The sequence below is a fragment of the Enterobacter sp. E1 genome (assembly GCF_016809815.1).
In the GTDB taxonomy this organism is placed as follows: Bacteria; Pseudomonadota; Gammaproteobacteria; order Enterobacterales; family Enterobacteriaceae; genus Enterobacter; species Enterobacter adelaidei.
The window spans coordinates 196420-215427 of the sequence record NZ_JAFBJM010000004.1 but is presented as its reverse complement, the minus strand read 5'-3'; the positions used below and the strand labels follow the sequence as shown (position 1 = coordinate 215427).

The window sequence follows — 19008 nt, the reverse complement described above, 5'->3', positions numbered from 1 at the left end:
TGGTAGTTTATAAGACTGATTGCGGTGAATTGAACACACTTTATTCGCTTGAACCACATAACGGGAAGTAATGTGAAATATTTACTCATTTTCTTACTGGTATTGGCGATTTTTGTCATTTCAGTCACATTGGGTGCACAAAACGACCAACAGGTGACGTTTAACTATCTACTGGCGCAGGGCGAGTACCGGGTATCGAGCCTGCTGGCGGTCTTATTTGCTGCGGGCTTTGCCATTGGCTGGCTGGTTTGTGGTCTTTTCTGGTTGAAAGTCCGTGTTTCTCTTGCGCGCGCTGAACGTAAAATTAAACGCCTCGAAAATAACATTGCGCCTGCGTCCGACATTCCGGAAAGCTCTGGTGTGCCGGTCGTGAAGGAATAATCGACTATGCTGGAGTTGTTGTTTCTGCTTTTGCCTGTAGCCGCAGCCTATGGCTGGTATATGGGCCGCAGAAGTGCGCAACAAACAAAGCAGGATGAGGCCAACCGACTCTCCCGTGACTACGTTGCGGGGGTTAACTTTCTGCTGAGTAATCAGCAGGACAAAGCGGTAGACCTGTTCCTCGATATGCTAAAAGAGGATACGGGAACCGTTGAAGCGCATCTCACCCTGGGGAACCTGTTCCGCTCACGCGGCGAGGTTGACCGCGCAATTCGTATCCACCAGACCCTGATGGAAAGTGCCTCCCTGACCTACGACCAGCGACTCCTTGCGGTACAACAGCTGGGGCGGGATTATATGGCCGCAGGGCTGTACGATCGTGCTGAAGATATGTTCTCGCAGCTGGTGGATGAAACTGATTTCCGTATCGGCGCACTACAGCAGCTGCTGCAGATTTATCAGGCCACCAGCGACTGGCAAAAAGCTATCGATACAGCGGAACGTCTGGTTAAGCTGGGTAAAGATAAACAGCGCGTAGAGATAGCGCATTTCTACTGCGAATTAGCCCTTCAGCAGATGGGCAGCGACGACATGGACAAAGCCATGGCGTTGTTGAAGAAAGGCGCCGCCGCCGATCGTAATAGCGCGCGTATTTCGATCATGATGGGGCGCGTCTTTATGGCGAATGGCGATTACGCCAAAGCCGTTGAAAGCTTGCTGCGTGTTATCGACCAGGACAAAGAGCTGGTCAGTGAAACGCTGGAGATGCTGCAAACCTGCTATCAACAGTTGGGTAAGCAGGAAGAGTGGGTGGCGTTCCTGCGTCGTTGTGTGGAAGAGAATACCGGTGCGCCCGCAGAGCTGATGCTTTCAGACGTGGTTGAGAAGTATGAGGGGAGCGACACCGCGCAGGTTTATATTACGCGTCAGCTGCAGCGTCATCCAACCATGCGGGTATTCCATAAGCTGATGGATTACCACCTGAATGATGCTGAAGAGGGGCGTGCTAAAGAGAGCCTGATGGTGCTGCGCGACATGGTAGGCGAGCAGGTGCGCAGCAAGCCGCGCTATCGTTGCCAGAAGTGCGGGTTTACGGCGTATACGCTCTACTGGCACTGTCCTTCATGCCGTGCATGGTCCACCATCAAGCCAATTCGTGGCCTCGACGGGCAGTAATTTTTTAAAACACTGCATTTTAGTTACAACATACTGATGATGTTTACCGCTTCCTGAACTCCGTGCGGTTTGCCAGCCTGGCAGGAAAACAAATGGATTCTGTCAATTTGCGGCGGCGGCAGGTAGAATGCTCGCCGTTTATCTGTTCCGCGCCGCTGCGCGCCCATAGACGAAAAGGGCTGGTCATGACGTCTGTTACTTCCTCCACTTCCCGCGTAATTACGGATTCTCCTGTTGTTGTTGCGCTTGATTACAATAAGCGCGACGCAGCTCTGGCCTTTGTCGACGGTATCGATCCTCGCGACTGCCGTCTGAAAGTTGGCAAAGAGATGTTCACGCTGTTTGGGCCGCAAATCGTACGCGATCTGCAACAGCGCGGCTTTGACGTTTTCCTCGACCTTAAATTCCATGATATTCCAAATACCACGGCCCACGCTGTTGCAGCCGCCGCGGAGCTGGGGGTATGGATGGTTAACGTTCATGCGTCGGGTGGAGCAAGAATGATGACGGCCGCCCGCGAAGCGCTTCTGCCGTTCGGTAAAGATGCACCGCTGCTGATTGCGGTCACCGTGCTGACCAGTATGGACGAAAGTGATTTACGCGACCTGGGTGTGACGTTGTCACCTGCGGAACATGCTGAGCGCCTCGCACGTCTGACACAAAATTGCGGTCTTGATGGTGTTGTCTGTTCGGCTCAGGAAGCGGTGCGTTTCAAATCAGTCCTGGGTCAGGATTTTAAACTTGTTACCCCGGGGATCCGCCCTGCAGGCAGCGACGTGGGCGATCAGCGCCGTATAATGACACCTGAACAGGCACTGGCTGCAGGTGTTGATTACATGGTCATCGGACGTCCGGTGACGCAGTCTGCGAACCCGGCAGAGACCCTTAAGGCTATCAACGCGTCGCTGAAAAAGGGGGCGTAATGACAGATTCCAACAGCCGTCTTGTTTACTCTACCGAAAGCGGACGGATAGACGAACCGAAAACGAAAGCGGAACGTCCGAAGGGGGACGGTATTGTTCGGATCCAGCGTCAGACCAGTGGGCGAAAAGGAAAGGGGGTATGCCTTATCTCCGGAATCGATCTGGATGATGCGGAACTGGCAAAGCTGGCGGCTGAACTGAAAAAGAAATGTGGCTGCGGTGGTGCCGTGAAAGACGGCATAATCGAAATTCAGGGTGATAAACGCGATTTAATTAAATCGCTGCTTGAAGCCAAAGGCATGAAAGTTAAGCTGGCAGGCGGCTAAAAGAAATAAGCCACGACAAATGCCGTGGCTTGTTTTATATACGTGCGTAAGTCAGACCTGAAATGCGTTCTAAATAGCGTAATATCGGGGATGGCTTATCGAATTATTATTTACCAACCTGGTGACCGATAATACCACCGACAGCCGCCCCACCTAATGTCCCCAGCGTACTACCATCTGTTAATACTGCACCACCGAGAGCACCGGCACCGGCACCAATAGCGGTGTTGCGGTCACGTTTAGACCAGTTAGAGCAAGCGCTCAGGGACATTGCTACAGTGATTGCCAGAACAGCGGCGGCTACTTTTTTGCTGGTTAAGGTCATAATACTTTCTCCTGAATTATCGATTCACGGAAAGATGTACACATTAAGTATAGACGAATCGAATACTTAATTCTGTTCTCCGCGAAAGCTGGTCGCGCAGGCGTTACGTAATCACGCAGGTGATAGTCACTTCCTGTTATATCGCTAACATTAATTTTACGACTTTAGGGCAGCTTAAACAGGTAAAAACTCTTAAAGGGAGGTTAGGAATCATCTCAGAGAATGGGCTGCGTATGCGCCCGAAAGTCGGGCGCATAATGTGCTCAGGCGGGGGTTTTAATAATATTCACGATGAGTCCGTCATCTTCCAGTTTATTACGGTGGACGTCGCTCAAACGTTCATCGGTAATGACGCGACTAAAGCGAGAAATTGGCCCCATTGTATAAGGGTGAACAGCGTCAAATTTAGAGCTATCCGTAAGCACAATGGCTTCACATTCTTTTTCGAGTACAGCATTTACTACGTCAGAACGCATCATATCCCGGCCGGTGAAACCTGTCTCCGGTTGCCAGCCGTCGATCCCGATAAACGCCTTGCTGAAATGAACCTGCTGGACATACTGGCGTGTCAGAGGACCTACCATACTTTCACTTTTTTTCTGGTAAATTCCCCCCAGCAAAATCACTTCACAGCGTGTTTCTTTGAGTAAATGCGCGATATAGCTGCTGACCGTGATGATGGTAACGTCTTTTTGATCGGCAAGCGTACGCGCCAGAAGGGCATTGCTGCTGCCGTTTTCAATAAAAACGGTCTCACCATTGTTCACTAAAGATGCGGCAAATTCTGCCAGTTCACGTTTAAGCGCGTAGTTATTCATCATTCGCGTTTCAACGTCTTCGCTGTCGAGTGGGACAGCATATCCATGCGCACGACGGAGGTAGCTCTGTTTTTCCAGCAGATTAAGATCCTGACGGATGGTGACTTCAGAAACACCCGTGGTTTTAGCAAGATCGACCACGCTTACGCGCCCCTGATCGATGACCATCTGCAAAATGATTTGTTGTCGGGAATTCATAGCATCCATTTAATAAAGCGAAACGAGGTCGGGAACGCTGGGGTTAAACTTCCCACGGCGCCTTTGGCTGACGGTTTTCTGGCGCATTGTCGGCACCATTCTGAGCAAGAAGTTCAGACTTCAGTATCTCAAGATTACGGATCGCAGAGTGATAATCGCCCGCCACCAGGATATCCAGCACGGTATCAATACGTTGTGCTACAGCTTGTGCATCAATAGTAGACATAATCTCACCCCAGGAGCGAAAAGTTAATATTTTCAATGATGCAGAAAATAGGATCAAAAGAGAAGGGAAAAAATGCAATAACTAAATTACATAAACAACAGTGATAAATTTATTCCCTCTCATGCAGTGGGCTTAATGAGTGGATTAGTCTAAAACTGCGCGCAAGGCGCTTTTTTATAAGAGGAATTAGACTATGACAGTTATCAATCAGCCTACATGCACACTGTTTACCGATTCTAAACGTTTCACGCAGTTATCAGGGTATTACGAGGCGGAGCGCCGTACAGTCTGGATGATGCTGCAGGCCCAGCCGCGTCCTTGCTTCAATCATGCGCTAATTGAGGAGATCATGAACCTCTCATGGTTGGTGCGTCAGTCCGGTTTTGAGGTCGATTTTTGGGTAACCGGATCGCTGGTTCCTGAAATGTACAATACAGGAGGTGATTTACAGTTCTTCGTCGAGTGCATTCAGAACGGACGTCGGGAAGCGTTACGGGCATATGCACGTGCCTGCGTTGACTGCGTTCATGCGGCATCACGCGGGTTTGATACGGGGGCTATCACGCTGGCAATGGTCGAAGGCAGTGCGTTAGGTGGCGGGTTTGAGGCTGCTCTGGCGCACCATTTCGTACTGGCTCAGCGCGATGCCCGTTTAGGTTTCCCCGAGATTGCCTTCAACCTGTTCCCGGGCATGGGGGGATACTCACTTGTTGCACGTCGCTCCGGTATGAAACTGGCAGAGGAACTCATCTATAAAGGGGAATCGCATACGGCAGAATGGTACGAACAGCACGGGCTGGTGGATGTGCTGTTTGAACCTGGACAAAGCTACGTCTCTGTCAGGACATTTATCGACACGCTGCGGCCAAAATTGAACGGTATAAGATCAATGTTACGTGCCCGTACACGCGTTCTGCAATTGCCCCGCAGCGAGCTGATGGACATTACAGAAGACTGGGTTGATGCCGCATTCTGCCTCGAGCCAAAAGATATCGCCTATATGGAGCGTCTGGTTATACTGCAAAACCGCCATCATGCGGCGGGTTTACGCAAAGCCAGTTAACGCTGATTTCGCGATTGATATCGTTTTAGCCATCGCTCGAATACGGCAGCGGGCATCGGCTTAGCAAAAAGAAAACCCTGCCGTTCGTTGACGCCATTCTTAGTCAGAAAGGCGTCTTCTTTTGCACTTTCCACGCCTTCCGCAATCACCTGCAGATTTAACGCCTGTGCCACCGCAACAATCGCGCGAACCAGGGACTGGGAGATGGATTGCTTATGAATATCCCTGACAAAAGATTGATCGAGTTTAATGGCATCGATCGGGAATCGGGCCAGTTGCGAGAGCGAAGAGTAGCCCGTGCCAAAATCATCCAGATGAATTTGCGCCCCTAACTTGCTGAACTGCTGGATTACTGAAAGCGCCAGCTCTTCGTTCTCGATAAGACAGCTTTCGGTTAACTCAACGTCCACAGGGCAGTATTCAAAGTTCAGATCTTTGAGCGCCTGTTTTAAATCACTGAAAATAGTCTGATCGGCCAGCTGGCGCGCAGAGACGTTCACGGCCACGCGCAGATTAATCCCCTTGTCGCGCCATTTAGCGATCTGGCGAACCACGTCCAGCATCACCCAGCGACCTAAGGGCACAATCAAACCCGACTCTTCGGCATAAGAGATAAATTCCAGCGGAGGGATCAAACCGCGTTCTGGTGACTGCCAGCGGACCAGCGCTTCAAGACTACGGACTTCCCCACGCCAGGTTATTTTGGGCTGGTAGTGGATCAGCAACTGATCGTTATCAAGCGCTTTACGCAGGTTGGTGTCCAGCCAGAGATATTCAAACACGCGCTGGTTCATCTCAGGTGAGAAGACACAAAACTTACCCCGTCCGTTCTCTTTGGCGGTGTACATCGCAGTATCGGCATTGCGAATGACGCTTTCCCGGTCAATGCCATGCTGTGGTGCGAGCGCGATACCCAGAGAACAACCGGTGTAAATTTCAATCAGACCAATTCTGAACGGCTGGCGCAGACGGGTTAAAATGCGCGACGCCATTGCCTCCAGAGAACCCTGCGAGGTATTTGTGGCCATGACAATAAACTCATCACCGCCGAGTCGAGCCAGTATCTGGCCCTCATCAAGACAACTCAAAATAGCGAGGGCGACAGCCTGAAGCAGCTGATCGCCAAACATATGCCCGTAGGCATCGTTGACCTTTTTGAAGTTATCAAGATCGAGATAGACCACACCAACCTGCGTTTCGCCACGGCTGTCGATGGCATCTGAAATCAGTTCGTGGATCGCATTGCGGTTTGGCAACCCGGTGATGGTGTCGGTATTGGCCAGCACGCGCAGCCGCTCCTGAGCACGGCGTTCCTCTGTAATATCGGTACCGGAACAGATAAGAAAAATTTCATTTTTACCGCTGCCGCTGTGAACGAATTTGTTTCTGAACAGAAACAATCTTTGTCCTTTTCGCGTTTTGATCCAGCGTTCGACTTCATACGAACTGCCGTTACGAAAGAAACCGGTAATATTGCGCTTTGAAGCCGCTGCTTCGCTGCGGCTCATAAAGAGCTTAAACACGTTCTGGCCAATGACTTCCTGTTCTTTCAGGCCGGTGTACTCTTCACTTAGTCGGTTAAAACGCTGGATATTGCCGTTATGATCGAGAATAACAATGACGGAGTTGGCCTCTGAGACTACCTGCTCCGCAAATGAGAGGCCCTGTGCCAGATCGCGGGCCACGGAGGGGGTATCATTCCAGGAGGAAGCGGTGCCAGCCCACTCATTGCGGGTTATTTTGCGTCCGACAAGATGGACAGGGACATTTTCCCCGTACAAAGAGAGCGTCATTGAAATGCTGGAGGTAATAACAGTTAACTGACGGATGAGGTCAGCCTGTTCGTCGTCCAGCGACACCACCTGAGTCACGTCAGCATTTTCACTTGCGGCAAGATGCAGAGCGTTGCTGTCAGCTGATAATCGCCACCACGGGCTGTGAGTGCCCATGTAACGAAACAGCAAATTCTGCTCCAGATCGTCCATCATGTATTCTCCCGCAGCTGCTCATTAGCGCACAAATTATTCATTTGCTGTCGACTTTTCCGTTGTGAAACAGCGGCAAAACCGAAGTGAACTTATTGTTTTTTCCCTGAATTCTTATAATAAAACGAGTCACGCTAAAAAGGATACGTAGCGTATAAAAATTCACGTAACCGAATATAACAACACTCTTTTACTGTAGATAATTATGGTGAGTTTGGGCGGAGGGAGATTGAAAATAGTAAGAAAAAGTGATGATTTTGTGGTGAAAGATAAAAGTAAAATGTCGGCCTCTCCTGCAAAGAAAGGACCGACATTTTAACAGGTTATCAGGCGACAGGGCGCGCGATAATGCTGCGGGTTTCCATGCGAACTTCAGCGATGTTTACGTCAATCACATCTGTGACTTTGTAAACCGTTTCACCTTTAATTTGCACAGTCCCATTTTCCTGGCTACAGACCATTTCGTCACGGACAGCGTGCAGGAACGGAGCAGGGATAAAGGCGACAGCACCGTTATCCACCAGACGGACGCGCATACCGCCACGGCTGATATCAATGATCTCCGCAGCAAAGCGGGTATCTGTACCGGTTTTGTCCTTCAGGAAACGCGCGTACAGCCAGTCCCCAACGTCACGTTCTGCCATCCGGTTCAGACGACGACGATCGGCCATCTGCTGGGTGGTATCGTCCTGAGGACGTGCAATCGTTTCGCCTTTGATAATCGCTTTCAGCAGGCGGTGGTTAACCATATCGCCATACTTACGGATCGGGGATGTCCAGGTCGCGTAGGCTTCCAGGCCAAGACCAAAGTGCGGGCCTGGCTCTGTGCTGATTTCCGCGAAGGACTGGAAGCGACGAATGCGGCTATCCAGGAAACCAGAAGGCTGTGCGTCAAGCTCGCGACGAAGCTTGCAGAAGCCCGGCAGCGTCAGTACTTCTTCTGGATCAACGTGCACATCGTGATTTTTCAGCAAGGCTGCCAGCGCTTCGGTATTGGCCGGATCAAATCCAGTGTGGACGTTGTAAATGCCAAAGCCCAGTTTGTCTCGCAGCACGCGAGCGGCGCAAATGTTGGCAGAAATCATCGCTTCTTCAACAATGCGGTTGGCAATGCGTCGTGGCTCGGCCACGATATCCAGCACTTCGCCTTTTTCACCCAGAACAAAGCGGTAATCCGGACGGTCTTTGAACACCAGCGCATGGGTTTTACGCCACTCGCCGCGGTTCAGACAGATACGGTGCAGCAGACGAATCTGAGCGGCAATGGCGTCTGATTCCGGTTTCCAGCTGCCGGTGTTCTCCAGCCAGTCGGAAACATTGTCATAAGCCAGCTTGGCTTTTGATTCAATAGTCGCGGCGAAGAACTCAATATCATCTTCAATCGTGCCATCTGCAGCGATGGTCATGCGGCAGGCAAGCACCGGACGCACTTCATTTGGACGCAGTGAACAGAGGTCGTCAGACAGCTCGCGTGGCAGCATCGGAATGTTAAAGCCCGGCAGGTAGTTGGTGAACGCGCGGGTTTTCGCCGTATCATCCAGCTTGCTGCCTTCAGCTATCCACGCGGTTGGGTCCGCAATGGCGACAGTCAAATGCAGTTTGCCATCGGCACTCTCTTCAGCGTAGAGGGCATCATCCATATCTTCTGTACTGGCGCTGTCAATGGTGACAAATTCCAGGGCAGTGAGATCGCGACGAACCAGGCCTTCATCCTGCATCTCGGTTGCAACGCCATTCGGCGCCTCTTTTTCAAGATTATGGCGTGCAAGCGTCACCCACCACGGCACGAAATGGTCGTCGCCAAAGGTGATGAACTGGGTCAATTCAGCATAAAAACCGCGATCGCCTTTCAGAGGATGACGGCGCATTTCTGCTACGGCCCAATCACCTTCTTTAAAATCATGCTCAACGCCACGGGCGGCGCGGCAGGGAATAGCATCTTTCAGCAGGGGGTGATCCGGCACGATAGAAAGACGATCGTCTTTTCTCTGCACCTTGCCCACAAAACGGGTCAGGAACGGTTCGATCAGTTCTTCCGGCTCGGCGGACTCACGATCCTTCTCGGTATGAATGACGGCCATGACGCGATCGCCATGCATCACTTTTTTCATCTGCGGTGGCGGAATGAAATAGCTTTTCTGCGCGTCAACTTCAAGGAAGCCAAAACCCTTTTCTGTGGCTTTTACGACCCCTTCTGCACGCGGCGTCTGGGAATGCAGTTGCTGTTTAAGCTGCGCTAGCAGCGGGTTGTCCTGAAACATAATGTTCTATTTTCGTAGCCATTGAGCGGCTGACAGTTTTACGCGATTCTCACTGTATCAGCAAGCGCTCTTTGGGTAATTAGTATGGTTATTCCTCTTTACCAAACGCGACGTTCAGACGATTGAGCCAGCCATCAAATGCGCTTTGGCTTAGCAGTTCGATTGCATGTACGGCAGGGAGTCCTGCATCCATGAGCGGGGTAAACTGTGCGGCGCTGAAGCGGTCAGGAGAGCGTGTCAGCAGTTCTGTCGCTGCCGAAAGTGCGGGAGAGGTCAGAGAAATCTCTTCGCGAATATTGATCAGGATTTCTCCCGTCAGGTCGAGTAGCGTCGGTTCATGGCAAAGAACCGGCGTCAGCGCTTCAAGCGCGGGTTCCGACTGCCAGCGGGAGAGAGATTCAAGCTGATGTGCACTTGCATAGCGCAGTTCGACGACGGGTAAAAGCGGTACCCACGCGTCATGGGGCGTGGGCAGGGTGTGCGGCTGAATATGATGGCCCGGCAACCAGCGAACAGGATGTCCCAGCAGAGCCTGAAACACCGCGACTACGCGAGCCTGAAAACCAATAAAGCCGATAATCTGGTTAATCACCACAATGTCGTAGGTTGACAGGCCCACCTCATCAAGCTGGTTCCGGGCTTTATCATCAATGACATCAGGAGAGCTGGCGAGCTGGCGGGCATACTGGGTGATTTGCGCCAGACGTCGGTTGCTTTCACGCGAGGAGTCCGGGCCGGGAAGCGGGGCGAGGAGGGCGGCGTAGTGGTTACACAGCCGCTGAACGCCGCAGGCCTGCGCAACGGTTAACGCGGTACTGAGCCGATCGTAAGCGCTGAGCGTTTGCAGGCGATTCACGGGAACTGAGAGCGGAAACAGCAGTTGGCATAAGGCTCTGGCAGGAGTAAGCCAGCCTGTACAGGCGGCGACAATCTCATCAGGCAGGGCTAAATCGAGCAAAAAACGATCGTCGACGTTAGCGGCTTCGGGCACCAGGGGCAGAACATCCGTTTGCGCGTGGTTGGACTGGGTTTCGTGGTACCAGTGGCCTTTGCCGGAAAAACGGCGTTGTTCCATGTGCGTTCCTTGATCTCAAAATGGCGATCAATATCCTGGCGTAAGGCTGATAAAGGGAAAAATATTGTTAGGTGATAACAAATAGCAGAACGGAATAACGAAGGGTTGGTGCGGAGGGAAAAACTCTCTTCCCATGCGGGAAGAGAGCCAAACTTATTTAATTTCCAGCTCGTTCATTGCCGCGATGTTGAAGCCACCGTCAACGTGAACCACTTCACCGGAGATACCCGCGGAAAGGTCAGAGCACAGGAATGCAGCAGAGTTACCCACGTCTTCAATGGTAACAGTACGACGAATCGGGGTAACCGCTTCGCAGTGTGCCAGCATTTTACGGAAATCTTTAATACCGGAAGCCGCCAGGGTACGGATTGGGCCTGCAGAGATGGCGTTAACGCGCACACCTTCAGGACCCATTGCGTTCGCCATATAGCGTACGTTGGCTTCCAGAGACGCTTTAGCCAGACCCATAACGTTGTAGTTAGGGATGGCACGTTCTGCGCCCAGGTAGGACAGGGTCAGCAGCGCTGCGCCCGGGTTCAGCATCGCGCGGCAAGATTTAGCCATCGCCACGAAGCTGTAGGAGCTGATGTCGTGAGCGATTTTGAAGCCATCACGGGTAACCGCGTTCACGTAGTCGCCGTCCAACTGGTCGCCAGGAGCGAAGCCGATGGAGTGAACGAAACCGTCGAATTTCGGCCATGCTTTTGCCAGTTCAGCAAACATGCCATCGATGCTTTCGTCTTGTGCAACGTCACATTCCAGAACAATGCTGGAACCCAGCTGCGCGGCAAACTCTTCAACACGGCCTTTCAGCTTGTCGTTCTGGTAGGTGAACGCCAGCTCAGCGCCTTCGCGGTGCATAGCCTGTGCGATGCCGTATGCGATGGACAGTTTGCTGGCAACGCCGGTCACCAGAATGCGCTTACCGGAAAGAAAACCCATAGCTTTAATCCTTATATTCATTGTTGTGGCGATCGTCATCTTCTTGGGACAATCGTCGTTAAAACGCGGCGATAATATCACGTGTCGCGTGCTTAGTTAATCCGACCACTCTTTCAACGCGCGGTTAACGGTCTTTTCGCCATGCATCGGCGGTCAATGCTTCACCAAAATGCCCGGCAATCAGTCTTTTCGTCAGTTCATGAAGCGGGGACGCCATCACATCCGCCGTGCTGCCGCGCTCGACGACTTCCCCCTGGTGCATGACCATGACCTGGTCGCTGATATGTTTCATCATCCCCAGATGTTGGGTGACGTAGATATAAGAGATACCCTGTTTTTCCTGCAATTCCAGCATCAGGTTAATTAACTGCGAACGCATCGACATATCCAGCGAGGCAAGCGCTTCGTCGGCAATGATCACTTTCGGGCGCAAAATCAACGCGCGCGCCAGGCCCAGACGCTGTTTCTGACCCGGGGCTAACATATGCGGGTAATAGCTTTCGTGATCGGGCAACAACCCAACCATACGCAGGGTTTCGAAGATACGCTTACGGCGCGCCTCTGGCTCCAGGTCGGTGTTCAGACGCAGCGGAAAATCCAGAATTTGCGAAATGCGCTGACGTGGATTGAGCGAGGTTGACGGATCCTGGAAAATCATACGGATGCGCTGGCTACGGAAAGAGTAATCACCGAATTCCAGGGGATGATCGTCAATCAACACTTCGCCTGCCGTCGGTTCAACCATGCCGGCGAGCATTTTCGCCAGGGTGGATTTCCCGGAACCGTTCTCGCCGATGATCGCCAGGGTCTGTTTTTCACGCAGCGTAAAGCTCAGCGGTTTCACCGCGTCGACGGTTTGACGATGAAACAGCCCCGTACGGTAGCGAAAGGTCTTACTCAGGTTGCGAACTTCCAGCAAAGTTTCGACCATTTCACTCTCTCTCCATGTTCAGTGGGAAATGACAGGCGTAAAGATGATTTTTGGCCCCGGTCAGGCGTGGCGTCTCAATACATTTACGCTGAGCATACGGGCAACGCGGGCCGAGACGACAGCCTATCGGCAAGGACTCCAGCAGTGGAATGGCTCCTGGCAACGTATTAAGGCGGCTCTTATGCGGCATGGCGCTGCCAAAATCCGGAATGGCACGGATCAGCGCCTGCGTGTATGGATGATGCGGCGCGTTGATTAAATCTTCACTGGGCGCTGTTTCGACCGTTTGCCCGCAGTACATGACATCAATTTTGTCGGCCCATTTGCTAAGCATCTGCAGGTCATGGCTGATCAGCAAAATGGTGGTGTTGTTATTCTGGTTGAGACGCGACAGCAGGCGGAAAATTTGCGCCTGCGTGGTCGGTTCCATCGCGTTTGTCGGCTCGTCGGCAATCAGCAAACGCGGCTGATTAGCCAGCGCGATGGCAATCATCACTTTCTGACACTCGCCGTCGGTCAGCTCATACGGGAAGCTGCGCATGGCATCTTTATGATCTTTGATCCCGACGCGGTGCAGCAGCTCAATGGCGCGACGCTTGCGCCAGCCAATGCGCTGCCACCAGCGGCCTTTATAGGTCCAGCCTGGTATGTTCTGCATCAGCTGTTTGCCCACGCGCTCGGACGGGTCGAGACAGGATTGTGGCTCCTGGAAAATCATTGAGACGTTATGGCCCACCAGCTTACGACGCTCGCGGTGGGAGAGGCGCAGCAGGTCAATATCATCGAACCGCATACGGTCAGCGGTCACGCGCCAGTTATCTTTTGCCACACCGCAGATGGCTTTAGCGATCAGGCTCTTGCCCGAACCGGATTCTCCCACCAGCCCGCGAATTTCACCCTCAGCGAGGGTGATACTGATGCGATCGACGGCTTTAACCCAGCCTTCACCGGTTTTGAACTCGATAGTGAGGTTGCGAATATCAAGAAGCGGCATTATTGCACCCCCGCGTTAATTGCACGGCGAATACCGTCGCCCAGCAGGTTGATAAGCAGCACGCTCACCATAATGGCCGCACCTGGCAACATAACCACCCACGGCGCCACGTAGATGAGCTCCAGGGCATCGCCGAGCATTGCACCCCATTCAGGTGACGGCAGCTGTGCGCCGAGGTCGAGGAAACCGAGCGCCGCGATGTCCAGAATCGCCATCGACAGGGCGCGGGTGATCTCGGTGACCAGCCCGGAAGCGATGTTCGGCAGAACGGCGAACCACAGAATATTGAACGTTGTTGCCCCGTCCAGACGGGCGGCGACGACATACTCTTTTTCCAGCTCATCATGCACCATGCTGTAAACCGAGCGAACGATGCGGGGTAAAATCGCTAGCCAGACGGCGAACATGGCATGCGACAGATGCGGACCCGCAAACGCGACGACAATGATTGCCAGCAGCAGAGACGGGATCGAGAGCAGGGTGTCCAGAATGTGGTTCAACACCGCCGAACGCAGGCCATGGGTGGAACCTGCAAAAATGCCGAGCGCCAGACCACAGATCGTTGCCGCAAAGGTCACCACAAATGCGCCACCCACCGTTGGCGCTGCACCGCTCAACAGGCGGCTCAAGACGTCACGACCCAGGTCGTCAGTGCCCAGGAAGAAAGAGACCTCACCGTAGCGTGACCAGGAAGGCGGCAGCAGCTGATAGCCAAGGAACTGTTGGTCAATGCCATACGGCGCAAACCACGAGCCAAAGACGCAAAGCAAGACCAGACCGGCACAGCCATACAGGCCGATCATTGCCGTGGTGTCACCATAGAATTTACGCCACACGGTACGCAGCACACCGGGCGTGCGCTTTTCACTGTATACGTTATCGTAAGGCATACCATTCCTTATGCTTCAATGGGTTAGCCATCGCACCCAAAATATCGGAGATCACGTTAACAATAATCACCAGCGAGCCAATCACCATGACACCTGCGGAAATAGCCGCATAGTCCTGCTGGCGGATGGCGTTTATCAGCCAGCGTCCGAGCCCCGGCCAGCTAAAGACCATCTCGGTGATCATTGCCAGCGTTAACATGGTGGAGAACTGTAGCCCGAGTCGTGGGATCACCGGTGGCAGCGCATTGTGTAGCACATGACGGCGCAAAATGGTCAGACGTGATAATCCACGCGTGGCGGCGGCTTTGACATAGTTTTGATCAAACACCTCGATGGTGCTCAGACGCATCAGACGGATCACTTCGGTCGTTGGGGCAACCGCCAGCGTTAGCACCGGCAATACCATATGGCGCAGCGCGCTGACGATCATCTCATGACGCCACACCGAATCAGAGAGCCATGCGTCTATGATTGCAAAACCGGTCACCGATTTAACGGTATAGAGCAGGTCAAAACGACCGGAGACCGGAAGCCAGCCCATGGTCAGTGAGAAGAAAAGCGTCAGCAGCAGCGCCAGCCAGAAGACAGGGATCGAGAAGCCGAGCAGGGCGAGAGCGCTGATAAACTTATCCTGCCATTTGTTGCGATAAATTCCGGCCAGCATGCCCACGGGAATGCCGACCATCAAAGCAAAGCCGAAGGCCAGAATGCACAGCTCCATCGTGGCCGGGAACACCTCTTTCAGCTGCTGGGAAATCAGCTGCCCGTTAATGCTGGAGACGCCAAAATCCCAGTGCAGTAGACCGTTAAACCAGAAGAACCAGGCATCCCACAGCGATGACCCCTGAAGTGGGGCATGCGGCGTGAAATAGCTCAGGCTGAAGCCGACAAAATTCAGGAAAAAGAGCGTCACCAGCAACAGAAGAAGCCGACGTAAGGTAAAAATAATCATGGTTTTTTCACCTTTTGTTCTTTTTCGCGCGACACGCCGGCGAACGAGGCGTTGCCAAACGGGCTCAACACCAGACCTTTAATATCATAACGATAGGCCTGAAGGCGCAGGGAAGAGGCCAGCGGCAGTACGGGCAACTCCTGGGCAAGGATCTTCTGTGCTTCATCATAGGCGTCGATACGTGAGGCCAGCTGCTGGGAAGCCAGTGCTTTTTGCAGCACAGCGTCAAACTCCCGGTTACACCAGTGGGCATAGTTGGTCTGCGAGTTGATCGCCGCACAGCTCAGAAGCGGCCGGAAGAAGCTGTCCGGATCGTTACTGTCGGTCGCCCAGCCGGTCAGGGTTAAATCATGGTTCATGTCCATCAGGCGTGCCTCCTGGAAACGACCCTCAACCGGTACGATGATCACTTTCACGCCCACCTGCGCCATATCGGCCTGCAGCAGTTCGGCGGTTTTCAGTGGACTTGGGTTCCATGCCTGGGAGCTGGTGGGCACCCAAAGTTGCAGGGTCAGGTTTTCCGCGCCCAGCGCTTTCAGTTGTTCACGCGCTTTTGCCGGATTGTACTCCGTAATTTTAGCTTCACCGTCATAGGCCCATGAGGCGCGCGGTAAAATTGAGGCGGCGGTTTCCGCCGTGCCGTAGTAGATCGACTGCATCAGGCGCTGATTGTTGATCGCCAGCGCAAGGGCATGGCGGACGGCAGGATTATTTAACGGCGGTTTGTCGGTATTAAACGCCAGATAGGCAATATTCATACCCGGGCGTAACGTCAGGCGCAGGCGCGGATCGTCGCGCAAAATGGTGAGCTGGCTGGCAGCAGGCCAGGCGAGCACGTCGCACTCCCCGGTCAGCAGTTTTGACAGTCGTCCCGTCCCGCCAGAACCGAGATCGACCACGACCTGCGGCATCAGCGGCGTGCCGCGCCAGAAATGCTCGTGACGTTGCAGGCGAATATATTGACCCGCGCGGTATTCGGCGAGCTGGAACGGACCGGTGCCGACAGGTTGACGATCGAGCAGCTCCTGATGGTCCGATTTAGTCAGATTCGCCGCATATTCAGCAGACATGACTGACGCATAATGGGTTGCCAGGTGCCAGAGGAAAGAGGCATCCGGGCGCGTCAGTGTAAATTCAACGGTCCGGTTATCCAGCTTGCGCACGCTTTTAACCGTGTCGGCAAACTGCAGGCTGTCGAAATAGGGGAAGTTGCTGCCGTTAACATTATGCCACGGGTGGTTGCGGTTAAAGATTCGCTGGAAGGTAAAGACCACATCATCCGCATTCAGCTTGCGCGTTGGGGTAAACCACGGCGTTTTTTGAAACGCGACATCATCACGCAGATGAAAACGGTAGGTGGCGCCGTTATCAAGCACTTCCCAGCTTTCCGCAAGCTCAGGCACCAGACGATAGGTGTAAGGATCGACATCCAGCAGACGATCGTAAAGTTGTGCGGCAAGCGTATCGACAATCAGGCCGCTGCCCGCCTTTTGCGGGTTGAAAGTATCCACCTGACCGCTTACGCAATAGACGAAGCCGCTTTCACGAATATCAGGCTGCGCAACGTGCTCGGGCGCAGCAAAGGCCAGGCTGCTGAAGAGACCGAGTGCAAAAAAGGACGATAAAACCAGACGCATAATTTTTAAGGTTTTTAGGTTCGATCTGCAAAGTGTATCGCACTTACGCCTGCTTCGTAAAAATGTCTGCGGGTAAGTGCTGATATTGTCAGCGCATTTGATGCTTTTTGAGCAATGCCCTTAATTGATGGTAGGTCAGACCCAGGAGTTCAGCCGCACGTTTCTGGTTATATTTCGCCGTCTTCAGACTTTGCTCAAGCAACTGCTGCTCCTGATGATGCTGAAACTGACGCAAATCAAGAGGAAGAGTGGGGGACTCGCTCGCTAACGACGGTGCGGAAGCCGGCTGCATGGTGCGCTGGAAAGGATCGATAATGATGTTATCCAGCTCCGTCTCACTGCTGCCGTGGCGGTAAACAGAACGCTCAACGACGTTTTTCAGTTCACGGATATTGCCCGGCCAGCGGTAAGCAAGGAGTGTTTCCTGAGCAGATTCGCTGAAACCTGGAAACAGCGGCAGGCCGAGCTCCCGGCACATCTGAATAGCAAACTGCTCTGCCAGCAGCATGATGTCGCTTTTGCGCTCGCGCAGCGGTGGAAGCTGAACGACGTCAAAAGCCAGGCGATCAAGCAGATCGGCACGGAATTTTTCCTCCACCACCATTTCCGGCAGGTTGGCGTTAGTGGCGCACACCAGGCGCACATTGACCTGCAGCGGCTGGCTGCCGCCTACGCGTTCCAGCTCGCCGTACTCAATCACGCGCAGCAGTTTTTCCTGCACCAGCATGGGGGCGGTGGCCAGTTCATCAAGAAAGAGTGTGCCGCCATCGGCGCGTTCAAAACGCCCCGGATGGCGTTTTTGAGCGCCGGTAAACGCGCCCGCTTCATGGCCGAAAAGCTCGGTGTCGAGCAGATTTTCATTCAGCGCCGCACAGTTGAGGGAAATGAAGGGGCCATCCCAGCGCCCGGATAGATAATGCAGGCGGTTGGCGATCAGTTCCTTACCCGTACCGCGCTCACCAATGATGAGCACCGGTTTATTCAGCGGCGCGAGGCGAGAGACCTGTTCCAGCACTTCCAGAAAACTGTTTGCTTCACCGAGTAGATTGTCTTTGTATCCAGGCATGATGAAATTAACCACTCCTTAGCGATATTCACCAGGTAAGCATAGTTATCCGTTGCGTTAAAATCAATCAGATCAAGTAAAATCAATAAGATAAAAAACTGGCATGGTATTTGTATTATCTGTTCAGCAGGGCATTGCCCGATAACAGAACTATGAGGACTAGATTATGGGTATTTTTTCTCGTTTTGCCGACATCGTGAACGCCAACATCAACTCACTGCTTGAGAAAGCGGAAGATCCGCAGAAGCTGGTACGTCTGATGATTCAGGAGATGGAAGACACGCTGGTTGAAGTGCGTTCTACCTCCGCCCGTGCGCTGGCTGAGAAGAAACAGTTAACGCGTCGTATTGAACAGGCTACCGCTCAGCTGAATGAATGGCAGGAAAAAGCCGAGCTTGCGCTGCGTAAAGATAAAGAAGATCTGGCCCGTGCAGCGTTGATTGAAAAACAGAAGCTGGCGGACATGATTGCAGCGCTTGAGCATGAAGTGACGCTGGTGGATGACACTCTCAACCGCATGAAGAAAGAGATTGGTGAGCTTGAAAACAAACTGAGCGAAACCCGTGCGCGTCAACAGGCACTGGCTCTGCGCCACCAGGCGGCAAGCTCTTCACGAGACGTTCGCCGTCAGCTGGACAGCGGTAAACTGGATGAAGCGATGGCGCGTTTTGAATCGTTTGAACGTCGTATCGATCAAATGGAAGCGGAAGCCGAAAGCCATAGCATCGGTAAGCAGAAGTCGTTGGATCAACAGTTCGCTGACCTGAAAGCCGACGATGAAATCAGCGAGCAGCTGGCGGCACTGAAAGCCAAAATGAAGCAAGATAACCAATAATAAT

The 19008-nt window shown here is 52.9% G+C and carries 19 protein-coding genes; 6 read left to right on the top strand and 13 right to left on the bottom strand.

Annotation, left to right across the window (positions count from 1 at the left end; genetic code table 11):
* Positions 1-72: 72 nt before the first annotated feature.
* The 4 genes from JGF26_RS12785 to yciH all read left to right on the top strand — a co-directional run bounded on the left by JGF26_RS12785 (position 73) and on the right by yciH (position 2806).
* Positions 73-381, top strand: a complete 309-nt coding sequence (locus JGF26_RS12785) for a LapA family protein (RefSeq protein WP_023312067.1) — start codon at positions 73-75, stop codon at positions 379-381.
* A gap of 6 nt (positions 382-387) precedes the next feature.
* On the top strand, positions 388-1557 hold the full coding sequence (lapB, locus tag JGF26_RS12780; protein WP_134708126.1) for a lipopolysaccharide assembly protein LapB: 1170 nt from the start codon (positions 388-390) through the stop codon (positions 1555-1557).
* A gap of 185 nt (positions 1558-1742) precedes the next feature.
* Positions 1743-2480, top strand: coding sequence for an orotidine-5'-phosphate decarboxylase (pyrF, locus tag JGF26_RS12775; RefSeq protein WP_028018804.1), 738 nt, complete (start codon positions 1743-1745; stop codon positions 2478-2480).
* Entirely contained in the window at positions 2480-2806 is a 327-nt protein-coding gene (gene yciH / locus JGF26_RS12770; protein WP_028018805.1) for a stress response translation initiation inhibitor YciH, read from the top strand. The genes pyrF and yciH overlap by 1 nt, the downstream gene beginning before the upstream one ends.
* Before the next feature lie 106 nt (positions 2807-2912).
* On the opposite strand, the gene osmB is transcribed toward yciH, so the two are convergent.
* From osmB to JGF26_RS12755, 3 genes are all read right to left on the bottom strand, one after another.
* The gene (osmB, locus tag JGF26_RS12765; protein WP_028018806.1) at positions 2913-3131 is read right to left on the bottom strand and encodes an osmotically-inducible lipoprotein OsmB; all 219 of its coding nucleotides are present in this window, start codon (positions 3129-3131) and stop codon (positions 2913-2915) included.
* A 263-nt stretch (positions 3132-3394) separates the two neighbouring features.
* Positions 3395-4147: a DNA-binding transcriptional regulator YciT gene (locus tag JGF26_RS12760; protein WP_134708127.1), complete on the bottom strand. Its 753-nt coding sequence runs from the start codon at positions 4145-4147 to the stop codon at positions 3395-3397.
* A gap of 43 nt (positions 4148-4190) precedes the next feature.
* Positions 4191-4373, bottom strand: coding sequence for a hypothetical protein (locus JGF26_RS12755; RefSeq protein WP_024907126.1), 183 nt, complete (start codon positions 4371-4373; stop codon positions 4191-4193).
* A 193-nt stretch (positions 4374-4566) separates the two neighbouring features.
* Between JGF26_RS12755 and JGF26_RS12750 the strand changes: the two genes are divergently transcribed.
* A complete protein-coding gene (locus tag JGF26_RS12750; RefSeq protein ID WP_028018808.1) occupies positions 4567-5436 on the top strand; it encodes a crotonase/enoyl-CoA hydratase family protein in 870 nt (289 codons plus the stop codon).
* Here JGF26_RS12750 and pdeR read toward each other — a convergent pair.
* From pdeR to pspF, 10 genes are all read right to left on the bottom strand, one after another.
* Positions 5433-7424: a cyclic di-GMP phosphodiesterase gene (pdeR, locus tag JGF26_RS12745; protein WP_028018809.1), complete on the bottom strand. Its 1992-nt coding sequence runs from the start codon at positions 7422-7424 to the stop codon at positions 5433-5435. The two genes, JGF26_RS12750 and pdeR, sit on opposite strands and share 4 nt — an antisense overlap.
* Positions 7425-7747: 323 nt before the next feature.
* Entirely contained in the window at positions 7748-9682 is a 1935-nt protein-coding gene (locus JGF26_RS12740) for an exoribonuclease II (RefSeq protein WP_134708128.1), read from the bottom strand.
* Between the two features lie 88 nt (positions 9683-9770).
* Complete coding sequence (locus tag JGF26_RS12735; protein ID WP_028018811.1) at positions 9771-10757, bottom strand: CMD domain-containing protein; 987 nt, start codon at positions 10755-10757, stop codon at positions 9771-9773.
* Between the two features lie 153 nt (positions 10758-10910).
* On the bottom strand, positions 10911-11699 hold the full coding sequence (gene fabI, locus JGF26_RS12730; protein ID WP_003856831.1) for an enoyl-ACP reductase FabI: 789 nt from the start codon (positions 11697-11699) through the stop codon (positions 10911-10913).
* Between the two features lie 124 nt (positions 11700-11823).
* A complete protein-coding gene (sapF, locus tag JGF26_RS12725; RefSeq protein ID WP_028018817.1) occupies positions 11824-12630 on the bottom strand; it encodes a putrescine export ABC transporter ATP-binding protein SapF in 807 nt (268 codons plus the stop codon).
* Between the two features lies 1 nt (position 12631).
* Complete coding sequence (gene sapD, locus JGF26_RS12720; RefSeq protein ID WP_028018818.1) at positions 12632-13624, bottom strand: putrescine export ABC transporter ATP-binding protein SapD; 993 nt, start codon at positions 13622-13624, stop codon at positions 12632-12634.
* Positions 13624-14514, bottom strand: a complete 891-nt coding sequence (sapC, locus tag JGF26_RS12715) for a putrescine export ABC transporter permease SapC (protein WP_028018819.1) — start codon at positions 14512-14514, stop codon at positions 13624-13626. The genes sapD and sapC overlap by 1 nt, the downstream gene beginning before the upstream one ends.
* Positions 14501-15466 carry a putrescine export ABC transporter permease SapB gene (gene sapB / locus JGF26_RS12710; RefSeq protein ID WP_134708129.1) on the bottom strand — a complete coding sequence of 322 codons (966 nt, stop codon included), beginning with the start codon at positions 15464-15466 and terminating at the stop codon, positions 14501-14503. Before sapB ends, sapC begins: the two co-directional genes overlap by 14 nt.
* Positions 15463-17103 (bottom strand): ABC transporter substrate-binding protein SapA, encoded by a 1641-nt coding sequence (gene sapA, locus JGF26_RS12705; RefSeq protein WP_134708130.1) that lies wholly within the window; start codon positions 17101-17103, stop codon positions 15463-15465. Before sapA ends, sapB begins: the two co-directional genes overlap by 4 nt.
* An 88-nt stretch (positions 17104-17191) precedes the next feature.
* The gene (gene pspF / locus JGF26_RS12700) at positions 17192-18169 is read right to left on the bottom strand and encodes a phage shock protein operon transcriptional activator (RefSeq protein ID WP_134708131.1); all 978 of its coding nucleotides are present in this window, start codon (positions 18167-18169) and stop codon (positions 17192-17194) included.
* 166 nt (positions 18170-18335) lie between these two features.
* Here pspF and pspA point away from each other — a divergent pair, with 166 nt between their 5' ends.
* Entirely contained in the window at positions 18336-19004 is a 669-nt protein-coding gene (gene pspA, locus JGF26_RS12695; RefSeq protein WP_028018823.1) for a phage shock protein PspA, read from the top strand.
* Positions 19005-19008: the final 4 nt, after the last annotated feature.

Bases quoted from the DNA above. Each gene is read 5' to 3' on its own strand.
- fabI (WP_003856831.1), bottom strand. From the start codon at position 11,699: ATGGGTTTTCTTTCCGGTAAGCGCATTCTGGTGACCGGCGTTGCCAGC.
- pspA (WP_028018823.1), top strand. From the start codon at position 18,336: ATGGGTATTTTTTCTCGTTTTGCCGACATCGTGAACGCCAACATCAAC.
- yciH (WP_028018805.1), top strand. From the start codon at position 2,480: ATGACAGATTCCAACAGCCGTCTTGTTTACTCTACCGAAAGCGGACGG.
- sapA (WP_134708130.1), bottom strand. From the start codon at position 17,103: ATGCGTCTGGTTTTATCGTCCTTTTTTGCACTCGGTCTCTTCAGCAGC.
- pyrF (WP_028018804.1), top strand. From the start codon at position 1,743: ATGACGTCTGTTACTTCCTCCACTTCCCGCGTAATTACGGATTCTCCT.
- osmB (WP_028018806.1), bottom strand. From the start codon at position 3,131: ATGACCTTAACCAGCAAAAAAGTAGCCGCCGCTGTTCTGGCAATCACT.
- JGF26_RS12740 (WP_134708128.1), bottom strand. From the start codon at position 9,682: ATGTTTCAGGACAACCCGCTGCTAGCGCAGCTTAAACAGCAACTGCAT.
- sapC (WP_028018819.1), bottom strand. From the start codon at position 14,514: ATGCCTTACGATAACGTATACAGTGAAAAGCGCACGCCCGGTGTGCTG.
- sapD (WP_028018818.1), bottom strand. From the start codon at position 13,624: ATGCCGCTTCTTGATATTCGCAACCTCACTATCGAGTTCAAAACCGGT.
- sapB (WP_134708129.1), bottom strand. From the start codon at position 15,466: ATGATTATTTTTACCTTACGTCGGCTTCTTCTGTTGCTGGTGACGCTC.
- pdeR (WP_028018809.1), bottom strand. From the start codon at position 7,424: ATGATGGACGATCTGGAGCAGAATTTGCTGTTTCGTTACATGGGCACT.
- pspF (WP_134708131.1), bottom strand. From the start codon at position 18,169: ATGCCTGGATACAAAGACAATCTACTCGGTGAAGCAAACAGTTTTCTG.
- JGF26_RS12760 (WP_134708127.1), bottom strand. From the start codon at position 4,147: ATGAATTCCCGACAACAAATCATTTTGCAGATGGTCATCGATCAGGGG.
- lapB (WP_134708126.1), top strand. From the start codon at position 388: ATGCTGGAGTTGTTGTTTCTGCTTTTGCCTGTAGCCGCAGCCTATGGC.
- JGF26_RS12750 (WP_028018808.1), top strand. From the start codon at position 4,567: ATGACAGTTATCAATCAGCCTACATGCACACTGTTTACCGATTCTAAA.
- JGF26_RS12755 (WP_024907126.1), bottom strand. From the start codon at position 4,373: ATGTCTACTATTGATGCACAAGCTGTAGCACAACGTATTGATACCGTG.
- sapF (WP_028018817.1), bottom strand. From the start codon at position 12,630: ATGGTCGAAACTTTGCTGGAAGTTCGCAACCTGAGTAAGACCTTTCGC.
- JGF26_RS12735 (WP_028018811.1), bottom strand. From the start codon at position 10,757: ATGGAACAACGCCGTTTTTCCGGCAAAGGCCACTGGTACCACGAAACC.